The sequence below is a fragment of the Reyranella sp. CPCC 100927 genome (assembly GCF_007859315.1).
GTDB lineage: Bacteria > Pseudomonadota > Alphaproteobacteria > Reyranellales > Reyranellaceae > Vineibacter.
Genome location: NZ_VOHA01000007.1, coordinates 365,295 through 384,707, shown reverse-complemented (window position 1 = coordinate 384,707; position 19,413 = coordinate 365,295). Strand labels below are relative to the sequence as shown.

General features: G+C 65.1%; 21 protein-coding genes and 1 tRNA gene. 6 read left to right on the top strand and 16 right to left on the bottom strand.

Going from position 1 to position 19,413, the window contains the following annotated elements; all coding sequences use genetic code 11:
* Window positions 1–313 precede the first annotated feature (313 nt).
* The 13 genes from FQU96_RS21530 to FQU96_RS21470 form a co-directional block, all read right to left on the bottom strand.
* A complete protein-coding gene (locus tag FQU96_RS21530) occupies window positions 314–1,345 on the bottom strand; it encodes an NAD(P)/FAD-dependent oxidoreductase (RefSeq protein ID WP_146543367.1) in 1,032 nt (343 codons plus the stop codon).
* An 85-nt stretch (window positions 1,346–1,430) separates the two neighbouring features.
* Window positions 1,431–1,507 (bottom strand) — tRNA-Met (locus FQU96_RS21525).
* A 37-nt stretch (window positions 1,508–1,544) separates the two neighbouring features.
* A complete protein-coding gene (gene mnmA / locus FQU96_RS21520; RefSeq protein ID WP_146543366.1) occupies window positions 1,545–2,690 on the bottom strand; it encodes a tRNA 2-thiouridine(34) synthase MnmA in 1,146 nt (381 codons plus the stop codon).
* Window positions 2,691–2,758: 68 nt separating this feature from the next.
* Window positions 2,759–3,259 (bottom strand): glycine zipper 2TM domain-containing protein, encoded by a 501-nt coding sequence (locus FQU96_RS21515; protein ID WP_146543365.1) that lies wholly within the window; start codon window positions 3,257–3,259, stop codon window positions 2,759–2,761.
* A gap of 74 nt (window positions 3,260–3,333) precedes the next feature.
* On the bottom strand, window positions 3,334–3,537 hold the full coding sequence (gene iscX / locus FQU96_RS21510; protein ID WP_218574791.1) for a Fe-S cluster assembly protein IscX: 204 nt from the start codon (window positions 3,535–3,537) through the stop codon (window positions 3,334–3,336).
* A 31-nt stretch (window positions 3,538–3,568) separates the two neighbouring features.
* On the bottom strand, window positions 3,569–3,904 hold the full coding sequence (locus tag FQU96_RS21505; RefSeq protein WP_146543364.1) for a ferredoxin family 2Fe-2S iron-sulfur cluster binding protein: 336 nt from the start codon (window positions 3,902–3,904) through the stop codon (window positions 3,569–3,571).
* Window positions 3,905–3,935: 31 nt separating this feature from the next.
* The gene (gene hscA / locus FQU96_RS21500; protein WP_146543363.1) at window positions 3,936–5,828 is read right to left on the bottom strand and encodes a Fe-S protein assembly chaperone HscA; all 1,893 of its coding nucleotides are present in this window, start codon (window positions 5,826–5,828) and stop codon (window positions 3,936–3,938) included.
* Window positions 5,825–6,460: a Fe-S protein assembly co-chaperone HscB gene (gene hscB, locus FQU96_RS21495; RefSeq protein ID WP_146543362.1), complete on the bottom strand. Its 636-nt coding sequence runs from the start codon at window positions 6,458–6,460 to the stop codon at window positions 5,825–5,827. The genes hscA and hscB overlap by 4 nt, the downstream gene beginning before the upstream one ends.
* Window positions 6,461–6,499: 39 nt before the next feature.
* Window positions 6,500–6,892: an iron-sulfur cluster assembly accessory protein gene (locus FQU96_RS21490; RefSeq protein WP_218574790.1), complete on the bottom strand. Its 393-nt coding sequence runs from the start codon at window positions 6,890–6,892 to the stop codon at window positions 6,500–6,502.
* A gap of 5 nt (window positions 6,893–6,897) precedes the next feature.
* The gene (gene iscU / locus FQU96_RS21485; RefSeq protein WP_146543361.1) at window positions 6,898–7,320 is read right to left on the bottom strand and encodes a Fe-S cluster assembly scaffold IscU; all 423 of its coding nucleotides are present in this window, start codon (window positions 7,318–7,320) and stop codon (window positions 6,898–6,900) included.
* 28 nt (window positions 7,321–7,348) lie between these two features.
* Window positions 7,349–8,587: an IscS subfamily cysteine desulfurase gene (locus FQU96_RS21480; protein WP_146543360.1), complete on the bottom strand. Its 1,239-nt coding sequence runs from the start codon at window positions 8,585–8,587 to the stop codon at window positions 7,349–7,351.
* A 16-nt stretch (window positions 8,588–8,603) separates the two neighbouring features.
* Complete coding sequence (locus tag FQU96_RS21475; RefSeq protein WP_146543359.1) at window positions 8,604–9,734, bottom strand: cysteine desulfurase family protein; 1,131 nt, start codon at window positions 9,732–9,734, stop codon at window positions 8,604–8,606.
* 36 nt (window positions 9,735–9,770) lie between these two features.
* Entirely contained in the window at window positions 9,771–10,283 is a 513-nt protein-coding gene (locus FQU96_RS21470; RefSeq protein WP_146543358.1) for an Rrf2 family transcriptional regulator, read from the bottom strand.
* 291 nt (window positions 10,284–10,574) lie between these two features.
* Here FQU96_RS21470 and FQU96_RS21465 point away from each other — a divergent pair, with 291 nt between their 5' ends.
* Entirely contained in the window at window positions 10,575–11,243 is a 669-nt protein-coding gene (locus FQU96_RS21465; RefSeq protein ID WP_146543357.1) for an alpha/beta hydrolase, read from the top strand.
* A 1-nt stretch (window position 11,244) separates the two neighbouring features.
* Here FQU96_RS21465 and FQU96_RS21460 read toward each other — a convergent pair whose 3' ends face one another.
* Entirely contained in the window at window positions 11,245–12,369 is a 1,125-nt protein-coding gene (locus tag FQU96_RS21460) for an anhydro-N-acetylmuramic acid kinase (RefSeq protein WP_255468430.1), read from the bottom strand.
* Between the two features lie 114 nt (window positions 12,370–12,483).
* Between FQU96_RS21460 and tyrS the strand changes: the two genes are divergently transcribed.
* Entirely contained in the window at window positions 12,484–13,737 is a 1,254-nt protein-coding gene (gene tyrS, locus FQU96_RS21455; protein ID WP_146543356.1) for a tyrosine--tRNA ligase, read from the top strand.
* Between the two features lie 90 nt (window positions 13,738–13,827).
* Window positions 13,828–14,418 (top strand): Spy/CpxP family protein refolding chaperone, encoded by a 591-nt coding sequence (locus tag FQU96_RS21450; RefSeq protein WP_178130626.1) that lies wholly within the window; start codon window positions 13,828–13,830, stop codon window positions 14,416–14,418.
* A gap of 70 nt (window positions 14,419–14,488) precedes the next feature.
* Here the strand turns inward: FQU96_RS21450 and FQU96_RS21445 are convergent, their stop codons facing one another.
* Entirely contained in the window at window positions 14,489–15,394 is a 906-nt protein-coding gene (locus tag FQU96_RS21445) for an amino acid ABC transporter substrate-binding protein (protein WP_178130625.1), read from the bottom strand.
* A 9-nt stretch (window positions 15,395–15,403) separates the two neighbouring features.
* Window positions 15,404–16,681: a dicarboxylate/amino acid:cation symporter gene (locus FQU96_RS21440; protein ID WP_146543354.1), complete on the bottom strand. Its 1,278-nt coding sequence runs from the start codon at window positions 16,679–16,681 to the stop codon at window positions 15,404–15,406.
* Between the two features lie 349 nt (window positions 16,682–17,030).
* Between FQU96_RS21440 and FQU96_RS21435 the strand changes: the two genes are divergently transcribed.
* The 3 genes from FQU96_RS21435 to FQU96_RS21425 all read left to right on the top strand — a co-directional run bounded on the left by FQU96_RS21435 (window position 17,031) and on the right by FQU96_RS21425 (window position 19,411).
* Complete coding sequence (locus FQU96_RS21435) at window positions 17,031–17,951, top strand: DnaJ C-terminal domain-containing protein (protein ID WP_146543353.1); 921 nt, start codon at window positions 17,031–17,033, stop codon at window positions 17,949–17,951.
* Entirely contained in the window at window positions 17,948–18,304 is a 357-nt protein-coding gene (locus FQU96_RS21430; protein WP_146543352.1) for a hypothetical protein, read from the top strand. The genes FQU96_RS21435 and FQU96_RS21430 overlap by 4 nt, the downstream gene beginning before the upstream one ends.
* A gap of 99 nt (window positions 18,305–18,403) precedes the next feature.
* Window positions 18,404–19,411 (top strand): LLM class flavin-dependent oxidoreductase, encoded by a 1,008-nt coding sequence (locus FQU96_RS21425; RefSeq protein WP_146543351.1) that lies wholly within the window; start codon window positions 18,404–18,406, stop codon window positions 19,409–19,411.
* The last annotated feature ends 2 nt before the right edge of the window (window positions 19,412–19,413 follow it).

Genomic DNA, 19,413 nt, shown 5'->3' with positions numbered 1-19,413 from the left:
ACCTGCGTCCTCGCTCGCGACAGTGTCCAACACCAAGACCAGAACATCTCTGCCCCAGCCCCGGCTCTTACACCGCCGCCAGCGTTTCCCTTCCTTAGACCTGTCCATAAAGCGTCGGACCTCTCGGTCCTTTTTCGTCGGCGCCCGTTTCGCTTTCGCGTCCCGCCCGCCGTCGAGGAGCGGGCTTATAGAAGCGTGACTCCTTGGTGTCAAACAGGAAAATGATTTGTTGTGCGATTCAATGCGAAGCCCGGAAAATCAGGGCTTTCTTGTCGCACATGCACACACGACGACGCGCCCCATCATCTCTTTTTCAGACGCTGGGGACGCCTGACGTGGTCGAGTATTCGAAGTGCAGCGGCGTTTCGGGATGCACGCGCGGATAAATCGCGCGCGCCGCCATCGCGGCTTCGCTGAAGCCACACAGGATCAGCTTCAGCTTGCCGGGATACGTCACGATGTCACCGATGGCATAGACGCCGTCGGCTGATGTTGCGCCGGTTGCCGGATCGACAACAATCAGATCGCGCTCGAGGTTGAGTCCCCACGTCGCGATCGGCCCCAATTCCATGGCCAGGCCGAAGAACGGCAGCAATACATCGGCATCCAACCGTCGCGTCTCGCCGTCCAATGTCGCGACGATGACGGCCTCCAGCCGTCCCTCACGTCCCTCCAGCGCATGCAGCTGATAGGGAACGACAAGATCGATGGCGCCGCTCTTCGCCAGCGTCTTCAGCCGTGCTTCGCTTTCAGGCGCGGCACGGAACTTCGCGCGCCGGTGCACGACCATCACCTGCGCCGCAACATCCTGCAGCGACAGCGCCCAGTCGACAGCGGAATCACCGCCGCCGGCAATCACCACGCGCTTACCGCGAAAGTCTTCGCGTCGCGTGACGTAGTAGAAAACGCTTTGCCCCTCATAGGCCTCGATGCCTGCCAACGGCGGCCGATTGGGACCGAAGGCGCCAACACCGGCGGCGATGATGACTGCTTTGGCGACGATCTCGATGCCGCGCGACGTCGTCACGCGCCAGCCGTCAGCCGTTCGCTCCAATCGCTCGACGCGCTGGCCCAGATGGTAGACGGGATGGAACGGCGCCGCCTGTGCTTCGAGATTGCGCACCAGGTCCGCCGCATCGATGCGCGGATAGCCGGGGATGTCGTAGATTGGTTTTTCCGGATAGAGCGCCGTGCACTGCCCGCCGACGGCGTCGAGCGCATCGACGACATGGCAGCGCAAGCGGACCATGCCGCATTCGAACACCGCGAACAGGCCCACCGGCCCGGCGCCAATCACCACCACATCGGTGGCGTGCGTCTCAGTGACAGGGCGGCTGTCGCTCATCAGGCTCCGCCTCGCTACCGGCTGCTGGTGTGCCGGTGGAAAAACAAGACCCCCGATTCGGAAGAAATCGGGGGTCCCGGATTTTTGGTAGCTGGGGGCGGGCTCGAACCGCCGACCCCGGCATTATGAGTGCCGTGCTCTAACCAGCTGAGCTACCCAGCCCTACGCGCCGGCTTGGTAATGATACCGGGGCGCGAGGTCAAGCCTCTCCCGCGACCGGGATCGACGCGAGGATCGTCCCGCCCCCCAGCACCCGCTCGCCGGTGGCGCGGTCGTAGACCACACAGGCCTGCCCCGGCGCCACGCCGAATTCCGGCGCATCGAAGCGGACCATGACCGCGTCGCCCTCGTGCAGGACCGTTGCCGGCCGCAGCGGCTGGCTGGAGCGCAGGCGCACCTGGACAGCAAGGCCCTCGCCGGACAGCGGTACATCGCCCAGCCAATTCACCGCACCGATGCGGATCGCCGACCGGCCAAGCGCCGCGCGCGGCCCCACGACCACCTGCCGGCGCGCGGCGTCCAGGCGCACCACGTAGAGCGGCGCGTTGTCGGTGCCCGACCGCCCGTCGATGTGCAGCCCCCGCCGCTGGCCGACCGTGAAATGCACGATGCCCTGATGCTGACCTACAACCATTCCGTGCAGATCGACGATGTCGCCGGATTCGATCGCCTCGGGCCGCAGTCGGGCGACGACGCCGGCATAGTCGCCGTCGGGAACGAAGCAGATATCCTGGCTGTCGGGCTTGTCGGCCACCGCCAGGCCGTGGTGCTCCGCCAAGGCACGGGTCTGAGTTTTGCCCATGGCACCGAGCGGAAAGCGCAGCATCTCCAGTTGCGTTCGCGTCGTGCCGTAGAGGAAGTAGCTCTGGTCCTTGGCCGGATCGACGGCACGGTGCAACTCGGGGCCATGAGCTCCCATTGTCCGTCGCACGTAGTGTCCGGTCGCCAAGGCATCGGCATCGAGGTCGCGCGCCGTAGCCAGCAAGTCACGGAACTTCACGGTCCGGTTGCAGGCGATGCACGGGATCGGCGTCTCGCCGCGGACATAGGCATCGGCGAAGGCATCGATCACGTCGGCCTTGAACCGGCTTTCGTAGTCCAGCACGTAGTGCGGGATACCGATGCGCTCCGCCACCTGCGCTGCATCGTAGATGTCCTGGCCAGCACAGCAGGCGCCCTTGCGCGCCGCGACGGCGCCCTGGTCATAGAGCTGCAGCGTCACGCCGATGACGTCGAAACCCTGCGCCTTCAGCAGGGCGGCCGTGACCGACGAATCGACCCCGCCCGACATGGCGACAACCACGCGGGTGCGAGACGGCTCCTTGTCGATATCCAAGGCGTTCATGGTGCCGGTATAGGCCAGAAACCAGCCCGATCAAGGGCCTCGGCACCATCGTCAGGCGATGCTGCCTGTCACTGCACGGGCGGCGGCGGGCTGCCCTCACGGGCCAGCCGGGTCTTTTCACCGCCTTCCAGGATCATGACCCGCTCGCCGGTCTGCAGGCCGGCCTCGTTGGTCTGCACGACGTTGATCACCGGCCCGTTGTCGACCTGCACGATGAAGCGCGTACCGCGACCGGCGGTGATGCCCCGCTCGATGGCATTGCCGGCGACTGCACCGATAATGGCGCCGCCGACGCCGGCGAGAATGCTGCCCGTGCGACCATGCGCCAGTGCTGCACCGATCGTACCGCCGGCGACGCCGCCACCCAGGGTGCCGAGGCCCGAACTGGTGCCGGAGATCGGTGCATCATCGACAGAGATGATGCGACCGTACTGCACGACGCCGCCACGTTGCATCTCACTGCGACTGTACGTCTCGCCCGTGTAGGACGGACCACACGCCGTCACGGACAGCGACAGCACCGCTGCCGCCAGGATGGCCGGCATGCGGGCAATCACCTTCGCGCTCATGAGCACCTCTACCCCCGAGAATGATCAATCCTGCTGCAGAAATACGGCTGAAATCGGGCGCTCACCCAGTACCGCTAGTCCCGCTCCTCGATCCAGGCAGCCTGGATCGCCTCCAGGATCTTCTCGTTGGAGCGGTTGGGGTCGTCCTCGAACATCGGCAGTTCCGTCACCCAGCGATGCAGGTCGGTGAAGCGCAGATTGACGTTGTCGGCGTCCGGGTGGCGTTCCTCCAGCTCGATGGCGATGTCGCGCACGTCGACCCACTTCAGCTTGCGCATGGCATTCCCCATCCTCGTCGTCGGCTGGTTGTTACTTGTCGACCATCATGTTGCGGGTCGCCGCCGGCAGCCTGACCGTCAGGCCATCCAGTTCCGGCGTGATCTTGATCTGGCATCCCAGGCGCGACGTGTGCGTCAGGCCGAAGGCCAGATCGAGCATGTCCTCCTCGTCCTCGCTCGCCTCCGCGAGCTTGTCGTACCACGCCTTGTCCACGACCACATGGCAGGTCGAACAGGCCAGGGACCCTTCGCAGGCACCTTCGAGATCGATACCGTTGCGGTGCGCGATTTCGAGCACGGACAAGCCTAGCGGCGCATCGACCTCCTTGCGGTTCCCGTTCTTCTCAATGAATACCATCTTCGGCATAACAAACTCCGTACGGCCGACGCCCCGCGCGTCAGCCGACCTTCGATTCAAGCTGATCCAGCGACAGGCCCGACAACGCCGAGCGGATGCCGCGGTCCATGCGTCGTTCGGCGAACGCCTTGGAACGCTCCTCCAACGCCTGCGCTGCAGCACCGATGACATCGCGGTCGGTGCCGGCGATCGCCGATCGCAACCGCGTTGCATCGGCGTCGAGATCGGCACGCTCCGATGCGCTCAGCAGATCGGCATCGACAGCCAGCGCCGCATCCAGCGCCAGCAGCAGTTGTTCGGCCTCGACGCGGGCCTCGACCAGCAGGCGGCCTTCCATGTCGTCCTGTGCGTGCTCCAGGCTGTCGTAGAGCATGCGCGCCATGTCTTCTTCGGAGATGCCGTAGGTCGGCTTCACCTCGATGCGCTGCACCACGCCCGTGGTCTTCTCCTGGGCCGCGACCGCCAGCAGCCCGTCGGCATCGACCGTGAACGTCACGCGGATGCGCGCGGCACCCGCGGCCATCGGCGGGATGCCCTGCAACTCGAAACGCGCCAGGCTGCGACAGTCGGCGGCCAGTTCGCGCTCGCCCTGCACCACGTGCAAAGCCATGGCGCCCTGCCCGTCCTGGTAGGTCGTGAATTCCTGGGCCAGCGAGACCGGGGTCGGCGTATTGCGCGGAATCACCTTCTCGACGATGCCGCCCATGGTCTCGATGCCCAGCGACAGCGGCGTCACATCCAGCAGCAGCGTATCGGAGCCGACTGTCAGCGCCTCCGCCTGCAGGGCGGCGCCCAGCGCCACGACCTCATCGGGATCAATATCGTCCAACGACGGCTTGTCGAAGAGTTCGGCCACGCGACGGCGGACCAGCGGCACGCGGGTCGAGCCGCCGACCAGCACGACGCCGTTGACATCAGCAGGATCAACCACGGCGTCAGCCAGCACGCGCGCGCAGATGCCGATACTGCGATCGACCAGGGCGGCAGCGAGGCTCTCGAACGCCTCGCGATCGAGGACATGGGTGGACGCCGTCCCGCCCAGCGACAGGCTGATCTCGGCCTGCGCGGTGTCGGTCAGAGCCTCCTTCGCGCGCCGCGCCGCCAGAAGGGCGATCTTGGCTTCGCCGGCATTTGAGGCGCCGGGCTGCCCCCGCGCAGCCCGTTCGGCCAGGGCCCGTTCAGCAATGGCATGATCGAGATCATCGCCGCCCAGCGCCGCGTCGCCGCCGGTCGCCAAAACCTGGAAGACGCCCTTCTCCAGCCGCAGCAGCGAGAAGTCGAACGTGCCGCCCCCCAGATCGTAGACCGCGTAGATGCCTTCCACGGCCTTATCCAGGCCATAAGCCAGCGCCGCCGCGGTGGGCTCGTTGACCAGGCGCAGGACCTCGAGGCCGGCCAGCCGGGCCGCATCGCGCGTGGCCGTTCGCGCGGCATCGTCGAAATACGCCGGCACCGTGACGACGGCGCGCTCGATCGTCTTGCCCAGCGCCACCTCGGCACGCATGCGCAACGCGCGCAGGATATCGGCCGAGATCTCGACCGGCGTGCGGGCGCGATCACCGACGCGCAGGCGCACCATGTCGGTCTCGCCGCTGCCCGGCTCCACGACCGCGGCCCGCACATCACCCAGCGTGGCGACATCGCCGGCGCCGCGGCCCATCAGCCGCTTGATCGAGGAGGCGACACGGTCGGGCGCGTCCGCCAGGTGCCCCTGCGCCGCCGCGCCGACGGCAACCTGGCCGTCGGCGCCGTAGTAGACAACCGAGGGCACCAGCGCGGCGCCATGGTCGTCACGCAGCGCCTCGGGCGTGCCGTCACGGGCGACGGCGACAACCGAGTTCGTCGTTCCCAGGTCGATGCCGATGGCCAGGGCCTCCTCGCCGGCATGCGGCAGCGGCGTCTCACCGGGCTCATGGATCTCAAGCAGCGTCATTGGCCTGAAGCACCCAGGTTGAAGCGGCGGGCGCGCGCCTCTTCGGTGAATTTGTCGAGGTAGGCAAGCCGCAATATCGCCGCGCGCACGCCACTCTTGTCGTTGGCGGCAAACTGCGCCGACAAGCCCTGCAGCAGCCCGGCGCGCTCCTCCTGGGCGGTGCTTTCCAATGCCTGCACCGCGGATACCGTCGTCGACTCGGCCAAAGCCTCGCGTCGTTCCATCGCTTCCATCAGCAGCTCTGGATCATCGATCGTGCGGCCTTCGCCCGGGAGATCGACGCCCCGTTGCTGCGCCAGATAGCGCGCCCGTCGCAGCGGATTCTTGAGCGTCTCATAGGCCTCGTTCAGCGCCGCCGCCTGCTGCTGCGATATCGCCTTCTCGCGCGCCGTCTTGCGCGCGAAGCGGTCGGGATGCAGCTGGCGCTGCAGCTCGAAATAGCGCCGGTCAAGACCGGCCGCGTCGATATCGAAGCTGCGTGGCTGCGCCAGTCGCGCGAAGTGATCGCTCTGGCCCGGCGGCTGCACCAGGCCGCACGCCGCGCAGAACGTCGTCGTATCGGCAGTTGCTGTGCCGCACGACCAGCACACGGCGGTCTCGCTGGCCGTCGTAGCCGCAGTTGACATGGTCATGAGCCAATCCCGCCCGGGCGATTCCCTGTCGCCGGGGTCTCACACGTGGAAGGATTCGCCGCAGCCGCAGCGGCCTTTCTCGTTGGGGTTCTTGAAGACGAACCCGGTCTTCAGCTTCTCCTCGACGTAGTCCATCTCGGTGCCGATCAGGAACAGGGTTGCCTTCGGATCGACCAGCAAGGTGATGCCCTGGGCTTCGATGACCTCGTCCTTCGGCCCCTTCTCGTCGGCATATTCCAGCGTGTACGACAGCCCCGAGCAGCCCTTGGTGCGCACGCCGATGCGCACGCCGGCCGTCGGTTTGCCGCGCTGCGCGATCAGTTCCTTCACGCGCGCCGCCGCCGACTCCGAGATCGTCATCAGCTGCGGCCGCGGCCGGGCCGGCCGCGGCGCGGCCGGCTTGCGCTCGGCGGATGCCGTTTCCACGCTCATGTCGACTACTCCGCTGCCTGGGCGCTCTCTTCGGCCTCGACGGTCTTCTTCTCCGTCTTGGCGCGATAGTCGGCGATGGCCGCCTTGATCGCGTCCTCGGCCAGGACCGAGCAGTGGATCTTCACCGGCGGCAGCGCCAAGTGCTTGGCGATGTCGGTGTTCTTGATCGTGCCGGCCTCGTCGAGCGTCTTGCCCTTGACCCACTCGGTCACCAGCGAACTCGACGCGATGGCCGAGCCGCAGCCGAAGGTCTTGAACTTGGCATCCTCGATCAGGCCATCGGCACTGACCTTGATCTGCAGCTTCATGACGTCGCCACAGGCCGGCGCACCGACCAGACCGGTGCCGACATCCTCGGCATTCTTATCGAGCGACCCGATGTTGCGCGGATTCTCGTAGTGGTCGATCAGCTTCTCGCTGTAGGCCATGACTTACTCCCTTGCTGATGTCCGCGATTCAGTGGGCTGCCCACTGGATCGATTTCAGATCGACGCCCTCCTGGACCATCTCCCAGAGCGGGCTCATCTGCCGCAATCTGCTGACGTGCCGTGCGATATCCTCGGCCGCCGTATCCACTTCCTGCTCGGTCGTGAAACGGCCAAAGCCGATCCGCAGCGACGTATGCGCCAGCTCTTCCTCGACACCCAACGCCCGCAACACGTAGCTCGGTTCCAGCGACGCGGATGTACACGCCGAACCCGACGACACCGAGAGCGACTTGATGCCCATCATCAGCGACTCGCCCTCGACATAGGCGAAGCTGATGTTCAGGTTGCCGGGGATGCGCTGCTCCAGGTCGCCGTTGACATAGATATCGGGCAGCTTGGCCTGGATGCTGGTCAGGAACCGGTCCCGCAGCGTCTGCAGGCGCGACGCCTCGGCGCCCATCTCCTTCAGGGCGATCTCACAGGCTTCGCCCAGCCCGACGCACAGCGGCGTGGGCAGGGTGCCGGAACGGAAGCCACGCTCCTGGCCGCCGCCGTCGATCAACGCCACCAGCCGCACCCGGGGCTTGCGCCGCACGTAGAGCGCGCCGATGCCCTTGGGCCCGTAGATCTTGTGGCCCGAGATCGACATCAGGTCGATGTTCATCTCTTCGACATCGAGCGGGATCTTGCCCACCGCCTGGGCGGCGTCGGTGTGGAAGAAGGTCTTCTTCTCACGGCACAGCGCGCCAATCTCCTTGAGCGGCTGGATGACACCGATCTCGTTGTTCACCGCCATGATCGAGACCACCACCGTCTTGTCGGTGATCGCCTCGCGCAGGCGCTCCAGATCGACCAGGCCGTTCTGCTGCACCGGCAGGTAGGTCACCTCGAACCCCTCCTGCTCGAGATGCCGGCAGGTATCGAGCACGCACTTATGCTCGGTCACAAGAGTCACGATGTGGTTCTTGCGCTCCTTGTAGAAGTGCGCGACGCCCTTGATCGCCAGGTTGTTCGACTCGGTAGCGCCGGATGTGAAGATCACTTCCTTCTCGTCAGCGCCGATCAGTTTGCCGATCTGCGCCCGCGCCTTCTCGACCGCCTCTTCCGCTTCCCAGCCGTAGCTGTGGCTGCGCGAATGCGGATTGCCGAACTTCGTGGTGAAGTACGGCATCATCGCATCCAGCACGCGCGGATCCATCGGCGTCGTGGCCTGGTAGTCGAGATAGATCGGCTGGTCGTTGCGCCGCAGTCCGTTGATCGCGTTCATGGCCAACTCTCCAAACTCACGCCGCAGCCGTCGCCGGCCGCGATGCCGGGCTGAGCCGGCGATAAAGGTCACTCCAGGCACCGACGAACCGCCCGACATGGTCCGCCGTCGTTGTCCAGCCCAGGCTGATGCGCAGGGCTGAGGCCGCCTCGCTCTCGGTCGCTCCCATGGCTGCCAACACGTGCGAGGGTTTCACCTTGCCTGACGAACAGGCCGATCCGGCACTGACGGCGACGCCGGCCAGATCAAGCGCCATGAGCTGCGTCGTCGCGGCAACGCCCGGCATCGCCACACACGACGTGTTGGGCAGGCGAGATGTTCCGCCACCGAAGATCTGGGCGTCCGGCGCGACCTGCGCCAGATCGTGCTCCATCTTGTCGCGCAGGACCGCAAGCGCGGCCGATGACGACAATGCCTCTGCCGCAACCGTCGCCGCCGCGCCGAAGCCTGCGATGCCCGCGGTATTCTCGGTACCCGCCCGCCGGCCGCGTTCCTGGCCACCGCCCCGCTGCCCAGCCGTGAACGGCACGCCCGGACGCAGCACGACCGCGCCCACACCCTGCGGACCACCGAGCTTGTGCGCCGACAGCGTGAGGTAGTCGACGCCCAGCGCCGTCATGTCGATCGCGATCTTGCCGGCGGCCTGAACGGCATCGCAGTGCACCAGCGCCCCCGCCGTGCGCGCGATGCGCACGACATCGGCCACCGGCTGGATGACACCGGTCTCATTGTTGGCCAGCATCACGCTGACCAGGCCCGGTTCGCTCGACGCCGCCAGCAGATGGGACAAGGCATCGAGATCGATCACGCCATCGGCCGTCACGGGCACCACGACAGCGCCGTCCGTCGCCAGGCGCACGCTGTCGTGCTCGATGGCGGAGATAACCACGCGCCGTCGACCTGCGCCCTGCAGGACAGTGTTGTTTGCTTCGGTCCCGCCGCCGGTGAAGACGATATCGGCAGCCTTGGCCCCGACCAGGGTTGCGACCGTGGCGCGCGCCCGGTCGACCCGCGCGCGCATGGCGCGCCCGAACGTATGTACCGAAGAGGCATTGCCGACAGCGTGCATGACCTCGGCCATCGCCGCGATGGCCTGCGGGCGCATCGGCGTCGTGGCGTTGTGGTCCAGGTAAACGCTGTCGATCATGATCGCGGGGTTACCCTCTTGCAGCTGTGCGTCGACTCACTCCGCGGCGACGGCGTTGGCCGGCACGGCGGTGTTCAGCGTCGGCAGCGGTCCACCGGCGTCAGGCTGTGGCGCCGCGAACGGGCGTGCGGTTCCCAGGACGCGCTTCTCGACGACGTCCAGCAACGTCACGGAGCTGAGGTAGAGATGAATCTGGTTGCCCAGTTCGGCCCAGAGGTCGTGGGTCAGGCATCGCGACTTGTCGCTATGGCAACCCAACGGCGAATCGGTCTTGCACCGGGTCGCTTTGATCGGCTCGTCGACCGACAGGATGATGTCCGAGATCCGTGTTTCCTCGGCACCCCGAGCCAGCCGGTAGCCGCCGCCGGGACCGCGCACGCTCTTGACCAGGCCACCACGGCGCAGCCGGGCAAACAGCTGTTCGAGGTACGAGAGGGAGATCTCCTGCCGGGTCGATATGTCCGCCAGGGATACTGGCCTTTGCGCCCCATGACGGGCGAGGTCGACCATGGCCATGACAGCGTAGCGTCCCTTGGTGCTCAGCTTCATGATCATTCTCCTCCAACCTGGCTCCGCTCTGCGGTGCAACCCGCGGCAGAACCGCCCTTTCCCGCGATCATCTTGAAATCGCTCTTGAAATCGCGCGACCCGACCCCGCATAGTGCCGGTGGACACGAATTCTCGGCGTCAAAACCCGGCTGTCGCCACTGCATATAGAAAGCCCAAGTGCGTTGGTCAAGTTTTTAGGCCGGGTTGCAGCATATCAACGACCTAGTATCCGAGCATCCAAATCGGATACTGAGCGAAAGGCGCCGATGCGCCAGCGTAGCAGGAAGGCGAATGCCTGATGTGATCTATACAGGCCCCGACGGACGTCTCGAGGGCCGCTACCACCAGAGCAAGGAAAAGAACGCGCCCATCGCGCTCATGCTGCACCCGCACCCACAGGCGGGCGGCAACATGAACAACAAGGTGGTGTTCACGCTGTTCCATGTCTTTGCGACACGTGGATTTTCCGTTTTGCGTTTCAATTTCCGCGGCGTTGGCCGCTCGCAGGGCACGTTCGACAACGGCCTGGGCGAGCTCAGTGACGCGGCGGCATCGCTGGATTGGCTGCAAAGCATGAATCCGGACGCCAAGGCCTGCTGGGTGGCGGGCTTTTCCTTCGGCGCCTGGATCGGCATGCAGCTCCTGATGCGCAGACCCGAGATCGACGGCTTCATTTCCGTGGCGCCGCCTGCCAACAGCTATGACTTCGCCTTCCTGGCACCCTGCCCCTCGTCGGGGCTGATTGTGCACGGCGACCGCGACGAGGTCGTCCCCGCCGCCGACATTGCCAAGCTGGTCGGCCGCCTGTCACAGCAGAGGGGCATCACGGTCGAGTCCCGCACCGTCAAGGGCGCCAACCACTTCTTCCACGATTGCCTGGACAAGCTGGCCGTCGAAGTCGACCGCTATGTTACCGGCTCCATGAAGGAACAGGAGCCGAAAACAGAAGAAAAACAATAATCTAAGGCAAAAACATACGACCACCGTTTAACGGTGACGGCACTCCGGTCGTCGCCGGAAAGCTCAAAGGGAGGCCGCGCAGGCTGCGAGCGGCAAGAAAACCGAACGCCTGCGCCTCCATCGCGTCGATCGACCAATCTGCCGGACAATTCTCAACTGAAATATTAGATATCTTTTCTAATGAATTAATAATAAACGGATTTTTTGCACCGCCACCACATATTAACCAGACGCTGGGTGGCGCTGGCATATGTTTGACAGCCGCCGCAACGCCGGCCGCACACGCCCAAGCCAGGGTCGCCGCTCCGTCTGCCAGCGAAAGTCCGTGAACGAAATCTGCAGTAAAATCATTTCTATCTAGTGATTTAGGTGGTTTTTCTAAAAAATAAGATGAAAATAAGAAACGCTCGATCCGTGCACTATCGACCGTACCGCCACTGGAGATCTGCCCGTCGAGATCGCACGTCCCGACGCCCTGCCGTTTGATCCAGTCGTCCAACGGCGCATTGCCGGGTCCCGTATCGAATGCCAGCAGTGTCCCGTCGGCGCCGATCCAGGTGACGTTGGCGACACCGCCGATATTGACCACGGCGAGCGGCAGTTGCAGCCGGCCGCTGCGCAGGGCCTCGCGCACCAGCGCTTGGTGATAGACCGGGACCAGCGGGGCACCTTGGCCGCCGGCGGCGACATCGGCCGATCGGAAATCGGCCACAACCGGCACACCGGTTTCCCGGGCGAGCCAGGCGCCATCACCGATCTGCCAGGTGAAACGCTTCTCGGGCCGATGGGTAATCGTCTGGCCGTGAAATCCGATCACGTCGATCCCGTCGAGGATCCCCTGCGAGCTCCCGGCGGCGAAAGCGGTGATCGCGTCGCGGTGCGCCTGTGTCAGCAACAGCTCGGCCCGCTGCGTGTCGGGCGACGGCGCTTCCGCCCCCAGAACGGCCCGCACGGCATCACGCACAGCCGCGTCATAGGGCACCGTGAGCGACGGCCCGAAGGTGCCCACCCGTTCGCCATCGGTCTCGATCACCGCCACGTCGACGCCGTCCAGCGACGTGCCGCTCATCAGGCCCATGACCCGCAGCATCTCGCCGCGGCGGGCGCGCGCCAGCAGATCATCCATGATCGAGCCCCATCATCTTCCGTCGGGAACGCTGCGTTGTTCGCATCCCCTGCCCCGTGCTACACGACCCGCCCCGCCGGTACCGGCGGATTGCACACATAAGACGGCCACGAGATGTCGACGTTCAAGTCCGATTTCATGCGCATCGTGCACGAGCGCGGCATGGTGCATCAATGCAGCGACGCCGAACGCCTGGACGCCGAGCTCGCATCGGGAACGCGCGTGGCCTATATCGGCTTCGACTGTACCGCCGACTCGCTGCATGTCGGCCACCTGCTGCAGATCATGCTGCTGCGCTGGTGGCAGAAGACCGGACACAAGCCGATCGCACTGATGGGTGGCGGTACGACCAAGGTCGGCGATCCGTCGGGCCGCGACGAGACGCGCCAACTGCTGACCACCGAGCAGATCGCCGCCAACATGGCGAGCATCAAGGGCACGTTCACCAACTACCTGACCTTCGGCGATGGTCCGACCGATGCGGTCATGGCCAACAACGCCGACTGGCTCGACACGCTGCTCTACATCCCACTGCTGCGCGATGTCGGCCGCCACTTCTCGGTCAACCGCATGCTGACCATGGACTCGGTGAAGCTGCGGCTGGAGCGCGACCAGCCGCTGACATTCCTCGAGTTCAATTACATGATCCTGCAGTCCTACGATTTCGTAGAGCTCTGGAAACGCCATCGCTGCATCGTGCAGATGGGCGGTTCCGATCAGTGGGGCAACATCGTGATGGGCGCCGACCTGGGGCGCCGGATGCACAGCGCTGATCTGTTCGCGCTCACCTCGCCGCTGCTGGCCACCAGTTCCGGCGCCAAGATGGGCAAAACCGCAGCCGGCGCCGTTTGGCTCAATGGCAATCGCCTGTCGCCGTATGACTTCTGGCAGTACTGGCGCAACACCGAGGATGCCGATGTCGGGCGCTTCCTGCGGTTGTTCACCGAACTGCCGCTCGATGAGGTGGCCCGGCTGGAGACACTTGGCGGCGCCGAAATCAACGATGCCAAGAAGATCCTGGCGACCGCAGTGACCAGCCTGTGCCACGGCACAGCAGCCGCCCAGCAGGCCGCCGAGACGGCGCGCCAGACCTTCGAACAGGGCGCGCTGGCGGCGGACCTGCCGACCGTCGAAATCCCCCGGGCGCGCCTGCAGGACGGTGTGCCTGCCTTCGAGCTGTTCGCCGAAGCGGGCCTCGCCGACAGCAAGGGTGAAGCCCGCCGGCTGATCAAGGGCGGCGGCGCCCGCGTCAATGATGTCGCGGTGAAGACGGACGTCCAGGTCGTATCGCTGGCCGACGCTGGCGCCGACGGACGGGTAAAGCTATCGGCCGGCCGCAAGCGCCACGTCCTGATCAAGGCCGTGTGATCACAGCGGGCGATCCTCGCGCGGGGATATCTTTGTGAGCCGTCACGTATGCATGGTCGGGACAACTCCCTCCGTCCCGAAGGAGCATACATGTCTGGCAGAAAGTACCTCTTGGCCGGCCTGATCGCCGGATCGGCGCTTGCGGGTGGTGCGGTTGCCCTGGCCCAGCCGGCGCCCAAACCCGAGCAGGGCCCGCCGCAGTCCGATCGTCGACAGGTGATGATGCAGCGAGCCTGCAGTGAAATGCCGGCGCGAGTCGCTGGACGCCTGGGCTATGCCGAGGTCAAGCTCGGCATCACCGAGCAGCAGAAGAGCGCCTGGCAGACCTTCGCGCAGGAAACCAAGGCCGCGATGCAACCGGTGCAGAAGCTCTGCACCGAGCGTGCCGCCGCGACACGGCCGGCCACGCCACCGGATGCCGCGGCGCAACTGGCCGAGCGGGAAAAAGGTCTGACCGCGACGCTGGAGACCACCAAGGGCATCCGGCTCGCCGTCGAGAAGCTGACGCCGTCGCTGAACGATGAGCAGAAGAAGCAGTTGGGCGAGATCGTTGCCCGCATCGGGCACGGCCCGCGCTGGGGCCATCGCATGCATGCGCAGCACATGCATCGCCCCGGCCATGGTCCAGGCCCAGGCGGTAACGTCAGCCCGCCGCCTCCGCCGGCTGGCCAGCCGCGTTAATCAGGCCTGACTGGCGCCGTATCGTGGAGCCGCAGCCTTCGCAGGCTGCGGCTCTTTCTTTGTAGGGTGATCAATCGGGTACGCCCAACGCGCCGAAGAATTCGACGAGCTGTGGACTCATGGGCAGGTTCAGTCGCTCGCCGGTCGGCAGTTTCATTTCGAACCAACGCGTGTAGATCATCACCAGGTCCCGGCTCTCGGCCAGACGCGCGAACGTGCGCTGAACGAGCGCGGCAAAGTCCGGATCGTCCTTGCGGAACATCAGTCCGTAAGGATCGTAGGACAGATACTCGCCGACCACCTTGTAGTCGCGTTCCGTCTTCGATGTCGCGATAAGGCCGTAGAGAAGGACATCGTCGGTGGCGAACGCATCGGCGCTGCCGCTCCCCACCATGGCAAACGAGTCGCTGTGGTCCTTGCCCGTCACGATCTTGATCGGGATCTTCTGCTTGTCAGCGATCGCGCGCAGCGCCGCTTCATTGGTCGTGCCCGCCGTGACCACGACCGTCTTGTCGCGCAGGTCTCGATACGAGGCGATCGGCGAGTCGCGCTTGACCAGCAGCTTGGTGCCGGAGACGAAGAAGACAGGCGAAAAGGCCACCTGCTTGCGCCGCTCCGTGTTGCCCGTGGTCGATCCGCACTCCAGGTCGATCTCGTTGTCGAGCAGCGCCTGGATGCGGGTCGCCGAGGTGACCGGCTTGTACTTGGTGGTCACCGGTATGCCGAGCGCGTCGGCGACATCGTTCACGATCTCGCCGCACAGGTCGATCGAGTAGCCCGTCGGCTGACCCGCCTTGTTGAGATAGGAGAAAGGCAGCGAACTCTCGCGGTAGCCGATCACGATCGTCCGGCTTTCCTTCACCTTCTTGAGCGTGCCTTTCAGTTCGTCGGCAGCGGCCGGGCCGATGGCGGCAGCAGCCATGGCTGCCACCATCATCACAGCCTGTGTCAGGTGCCGAAGTCCACGGTCACCCATGGTGCACCTCTACTGTGCCGGCATGGCCGCCGGAGCAGCGCCCGACGGTGCCGGCTCATCGGAGGCAACGTCCTCGCCCTCCCACTTGGCGACGACGGCGGTGGCCAGGCTGTTGCCCACCACGTTGGTCGCTGAGCGGCCCATGTCGAGGAACTGGTCGATGCCCAGCAGCAACAGCAAGCCAGCCTCCGGCAGGTTGAAGCTGGCCAGGGTCGCGGCGATCACCACCAGCGATGCGCGCGGCACGCCGGCCATGCCTTTGCTGGTCAGCATCAACACCAGCAGCATGGTGATCTGCTGCGCCAGGGTCAGTTCGATGCCGTAGGCCTGTGCGATGAAGATGACTGCGAACGTGCAGTACATCATCGAGCCGTCAAGGTTGAACGAATAGCCCATGGGCAGCACGAAGCTGATGATCCGTTTGCTGACCGGCAGCTTCTCCAGTTGCGCCATGGTTACCGGGTAGGCCGCCTCGCTGCTGGCCGTGCTGAACGCCAGCAGGAAGGGTTCCCGGATCAGCTTTACCAGCCTGAAGACCGCACCTTGCAGGAACAGGAACCCGACTACGATCAACACGGCCCACAGAACGGCAAGACTGAAATAGAACGAGGCCATGAATTTCAGGTAGGTGACCAATATACCGATCCCCTGAGTCGTGATCGTCGCCGCCATGGCCGCGAAGACGGCGATCGGGGCCAGCCCCATGATGTAGCCGGTGATCTTCAGGATCACATGCGAGGTCTGGTCGATGATCTCCACAAGCGGACGGGCCCGCTCGCCCAGCGCCGCGGCGGCGACGCCGAAGAACAACGAGAACACCACGATCTGCAGGATCTCGTTGGTCGCCATTGCTTCAACGGCGCTCTTGGGCACCAGGTGCGTGATGAATTCCTTCAACGAGAGCGACGCGACCTTGAGGTTCGTCGTCGCCGTCGAGTCGGGTAACGGCATGTTCAGGTTATCGCCGGGCCGCAGCAGGTTGACCATGACCATGCCCAGCAGCAGCGATACGAGCGACGCCGACACGAACCACGCCATGGCCTTCATGCCGATGCGGCCGATGGTCTTCGTATCGCCCATATGGGCGACACCCACCACCAATGTCGTGAACACCAGGGGCGCGATGATCATCTTGATCAACCGCAGGAAGATATCCGTCAGCAGCGATATGTAGCCGGCGATCGCGCCCGCGATCTTGGGGTCGGGCCAAAGGCTATTGCACCCCCACCCGACCAGGATACCCAGCACCATCCCAATCAGGATTATCAGGGTAAGTTTAGAACGCATCGGCTTACCTCCCCAATCGACGCTGATGACGACGTCATGACATCATGGACAGAGACCGGCGGCAAACCTGATTCGATTTTCTCCTCTAAGTGCAACTAAATAATTTGATATCGTATGATCACGTCAGGAAATCGTCAGAAATCGCATCACTTGGTTCTGTCATTACAAGTAGAATTTCAATCCGCGCCATCTCTCTTTGCGGGTACGGACCGGGTCATCCCGCGCCACCTGCAACCTGTCGCAAGGGCTTGTTGCGGTTGGCATGCGCACTACCTTGGTATTGAGTGCATAGCGACCGACGGCCGAACGGTGCGGCGGCGGGTTGTCATGTGCCTCGCAGGAAACCAGGATGCAGGACCCTTATTCAGTCTTGGGCGTATCGAAAACCGTCTCGGCGGACGACCTCCGCGCCGCCTACCGGCAGCTCGCGAAGAAGCACCACCCCGACCTCAACCCGGGTGACAAGGCTGCCGAAGCGACGTTCAAGGAAGTCTCGGCAGCCTATGAGCTGTTGTCCGATGCCGACAAACGCCGCCGCTTCGACGCCGGCGAGATCGACGCGTCGGGCCAGGAGGTACCGCCACGCGGCTTCTGGCGTGAGCATGCGACAAGCCCAGGCGCCGAGCGTTACTATCGAGCCGGTACTTCGGAGGACTTTGCCGATCTAGGCGGTGTCTTTTCCGACATGTTCGGCCGTCAGGGTGGTTTCGCGCGCGGCTTCAGCGGTACCGGCGGCTCGCTCTCCTTCACCCTGGCCGTGCCGTTCCTGATCGCCGCACGCGGCGGGCGCCAGCGGGTGGGCCTGCCCGACGGCCGGTCCCTGGAGATCGATATCCCCGAAGGTGCCACCGACCGCCAGATGCTGCGCCTGAAAGGCCAGGGCCTGCCCGATCCCAACGGTGGACCGGCTGGCGACGCCTTCGTCGAACTTCATATCGAGCCGCATGCCTTCTTCGAGCGCCGCGACAGCAACATCCATATGGAATTGCCCGTGACACTCAACGAGGCCGTGCTCGGCGGCAAGGTGCGCGTGCCGACCATCGGCGGACCGGTGATGCTGAACGTGCCGGCAGGCTCCAACACCGGCACGACCCTGCGCCTCAAGGGGCGCGGTGTACTCGACCGCAAGGCCGGCATGCACGGCGACCAGTACGTCAAGCTGCGCGTTGTGCTGCCCGACCTCCCGGACGACAAGCTGAAGGAGTTCCTGCAGGGCTGGGAAGCCGGCAAGACCTATGATCCGCGCCGTGAGATGGAGCGCTTCACATGATCACGTTCGATGACCTCGTGCGCCGGCATCAGCGGCTGACCGTTCGCCGTGTCGAAGCCTGGATCGAACGCGGGCTGCTTCGGCCGGTCGATGTGCAGGGCGCGGCCAGCGGCTGCGATTTCTGCTGCGGTTTCACCACCATCGACGCCGCCCGGGTGTCCCTGCTCTACGAGTTGAGCGAGGAACTGCGGTTCGACGACAACTCGCTGGAGACGGTGGTCGACCTGATCGACCAGGTGCATGGCCTTCGGCACCAGCTCGGCACGCTGGCCCAGGCGATCATGCAACAGCCGGAGGACGTACAGCGCACCATCGCCACTGCCGTCAAGACGATCGAGGCCGGGCGGCGCTGAAGCCCCCGGCGGCATGCAAGAGTGCCCTGTGCGCCAGAGGACTTGATCGCCGCTTTGCCGCGCGCGCAAGCTTCGCCCCTCTGATTGGGGGGATAAGCGATGAAGTTTGGCGTCTTCGACCACATGGATCGTGCCGCCGCGCCCTTGGGGGCACAGTTCGAAGCCCGGCTGAAGCTGATCGAGGCTTACGACCACCTCGGCTTCCACGCCTATCATGTCGCCGAGCACCATGCGACGCCGCTGGGCATGGCGCCTTCCCCCAGCGTGTTTCTCGCCGCCGTAGCGCAACGCACGAAGCGGCTGCGGTTCGGCCCGCTGGTCTATACGCTGAACCTCTACCATCCCCTGCGCCTGATCGACGAAATCTGCATGCTCGACCAGATGAGCGGCGGGCGGCTTGAGCTGGGCGTCGGCCGCGGCATCTCACCCTTCGAGGTTGGCTACTACGGCGTCGATCCGGCAACCGGCCCCGAGCGCTTTGCCGAGACGCTGGCTGTCCTTCTCAAGGGCCTGACGACACGCACGCTGACCCATGACGGCACCTACTTCACGTTTCGCGACGTGCCGATGGAGTTGGAACCTGTGCAACGACCGCACCCGCCGCTGTGGTATGGCGCCAACACACCCGACAGTGCCGAGCGATTGGCGCGGCAGGGCTACAACGTCGTGGTCGGTCTGCCGGCATCCGGGGTGCGGGCCTTCGTCGATCGCTATCGTGCCGAGTGGCTGGCCCAGGGCAAACGCGCCGAGGAGTTACCGCTGCTGGGCCTCAGCCGCCACGTCGTCGTGGGTGATACCGACGCGGAGGCCGTCGCCGCGGCGCAGCGCGCCTTCAAGCTGTGGTACGCCGCCCTGGAACATCTGTGGCGCAAGAACGGCGTCGGCCTGCCACGCCAGCTCATTCCAGCCGCCTTCGATGACGCCGTGGCGGGCGGCTACATCGTCGCCGGCGCGCCAGGCACCGTCCGCGATCGCATGCGCCGGGACAACGACATGGCCGGCATCAACTACTGCCTGTGTCGCATGGCGTTCGGGGATTTATCCTACGACGAGTCCCGGCGCTCCATCGAGCTGTTCGCGCGCGAGGTGATGCCGGCATTGCGGTAGCG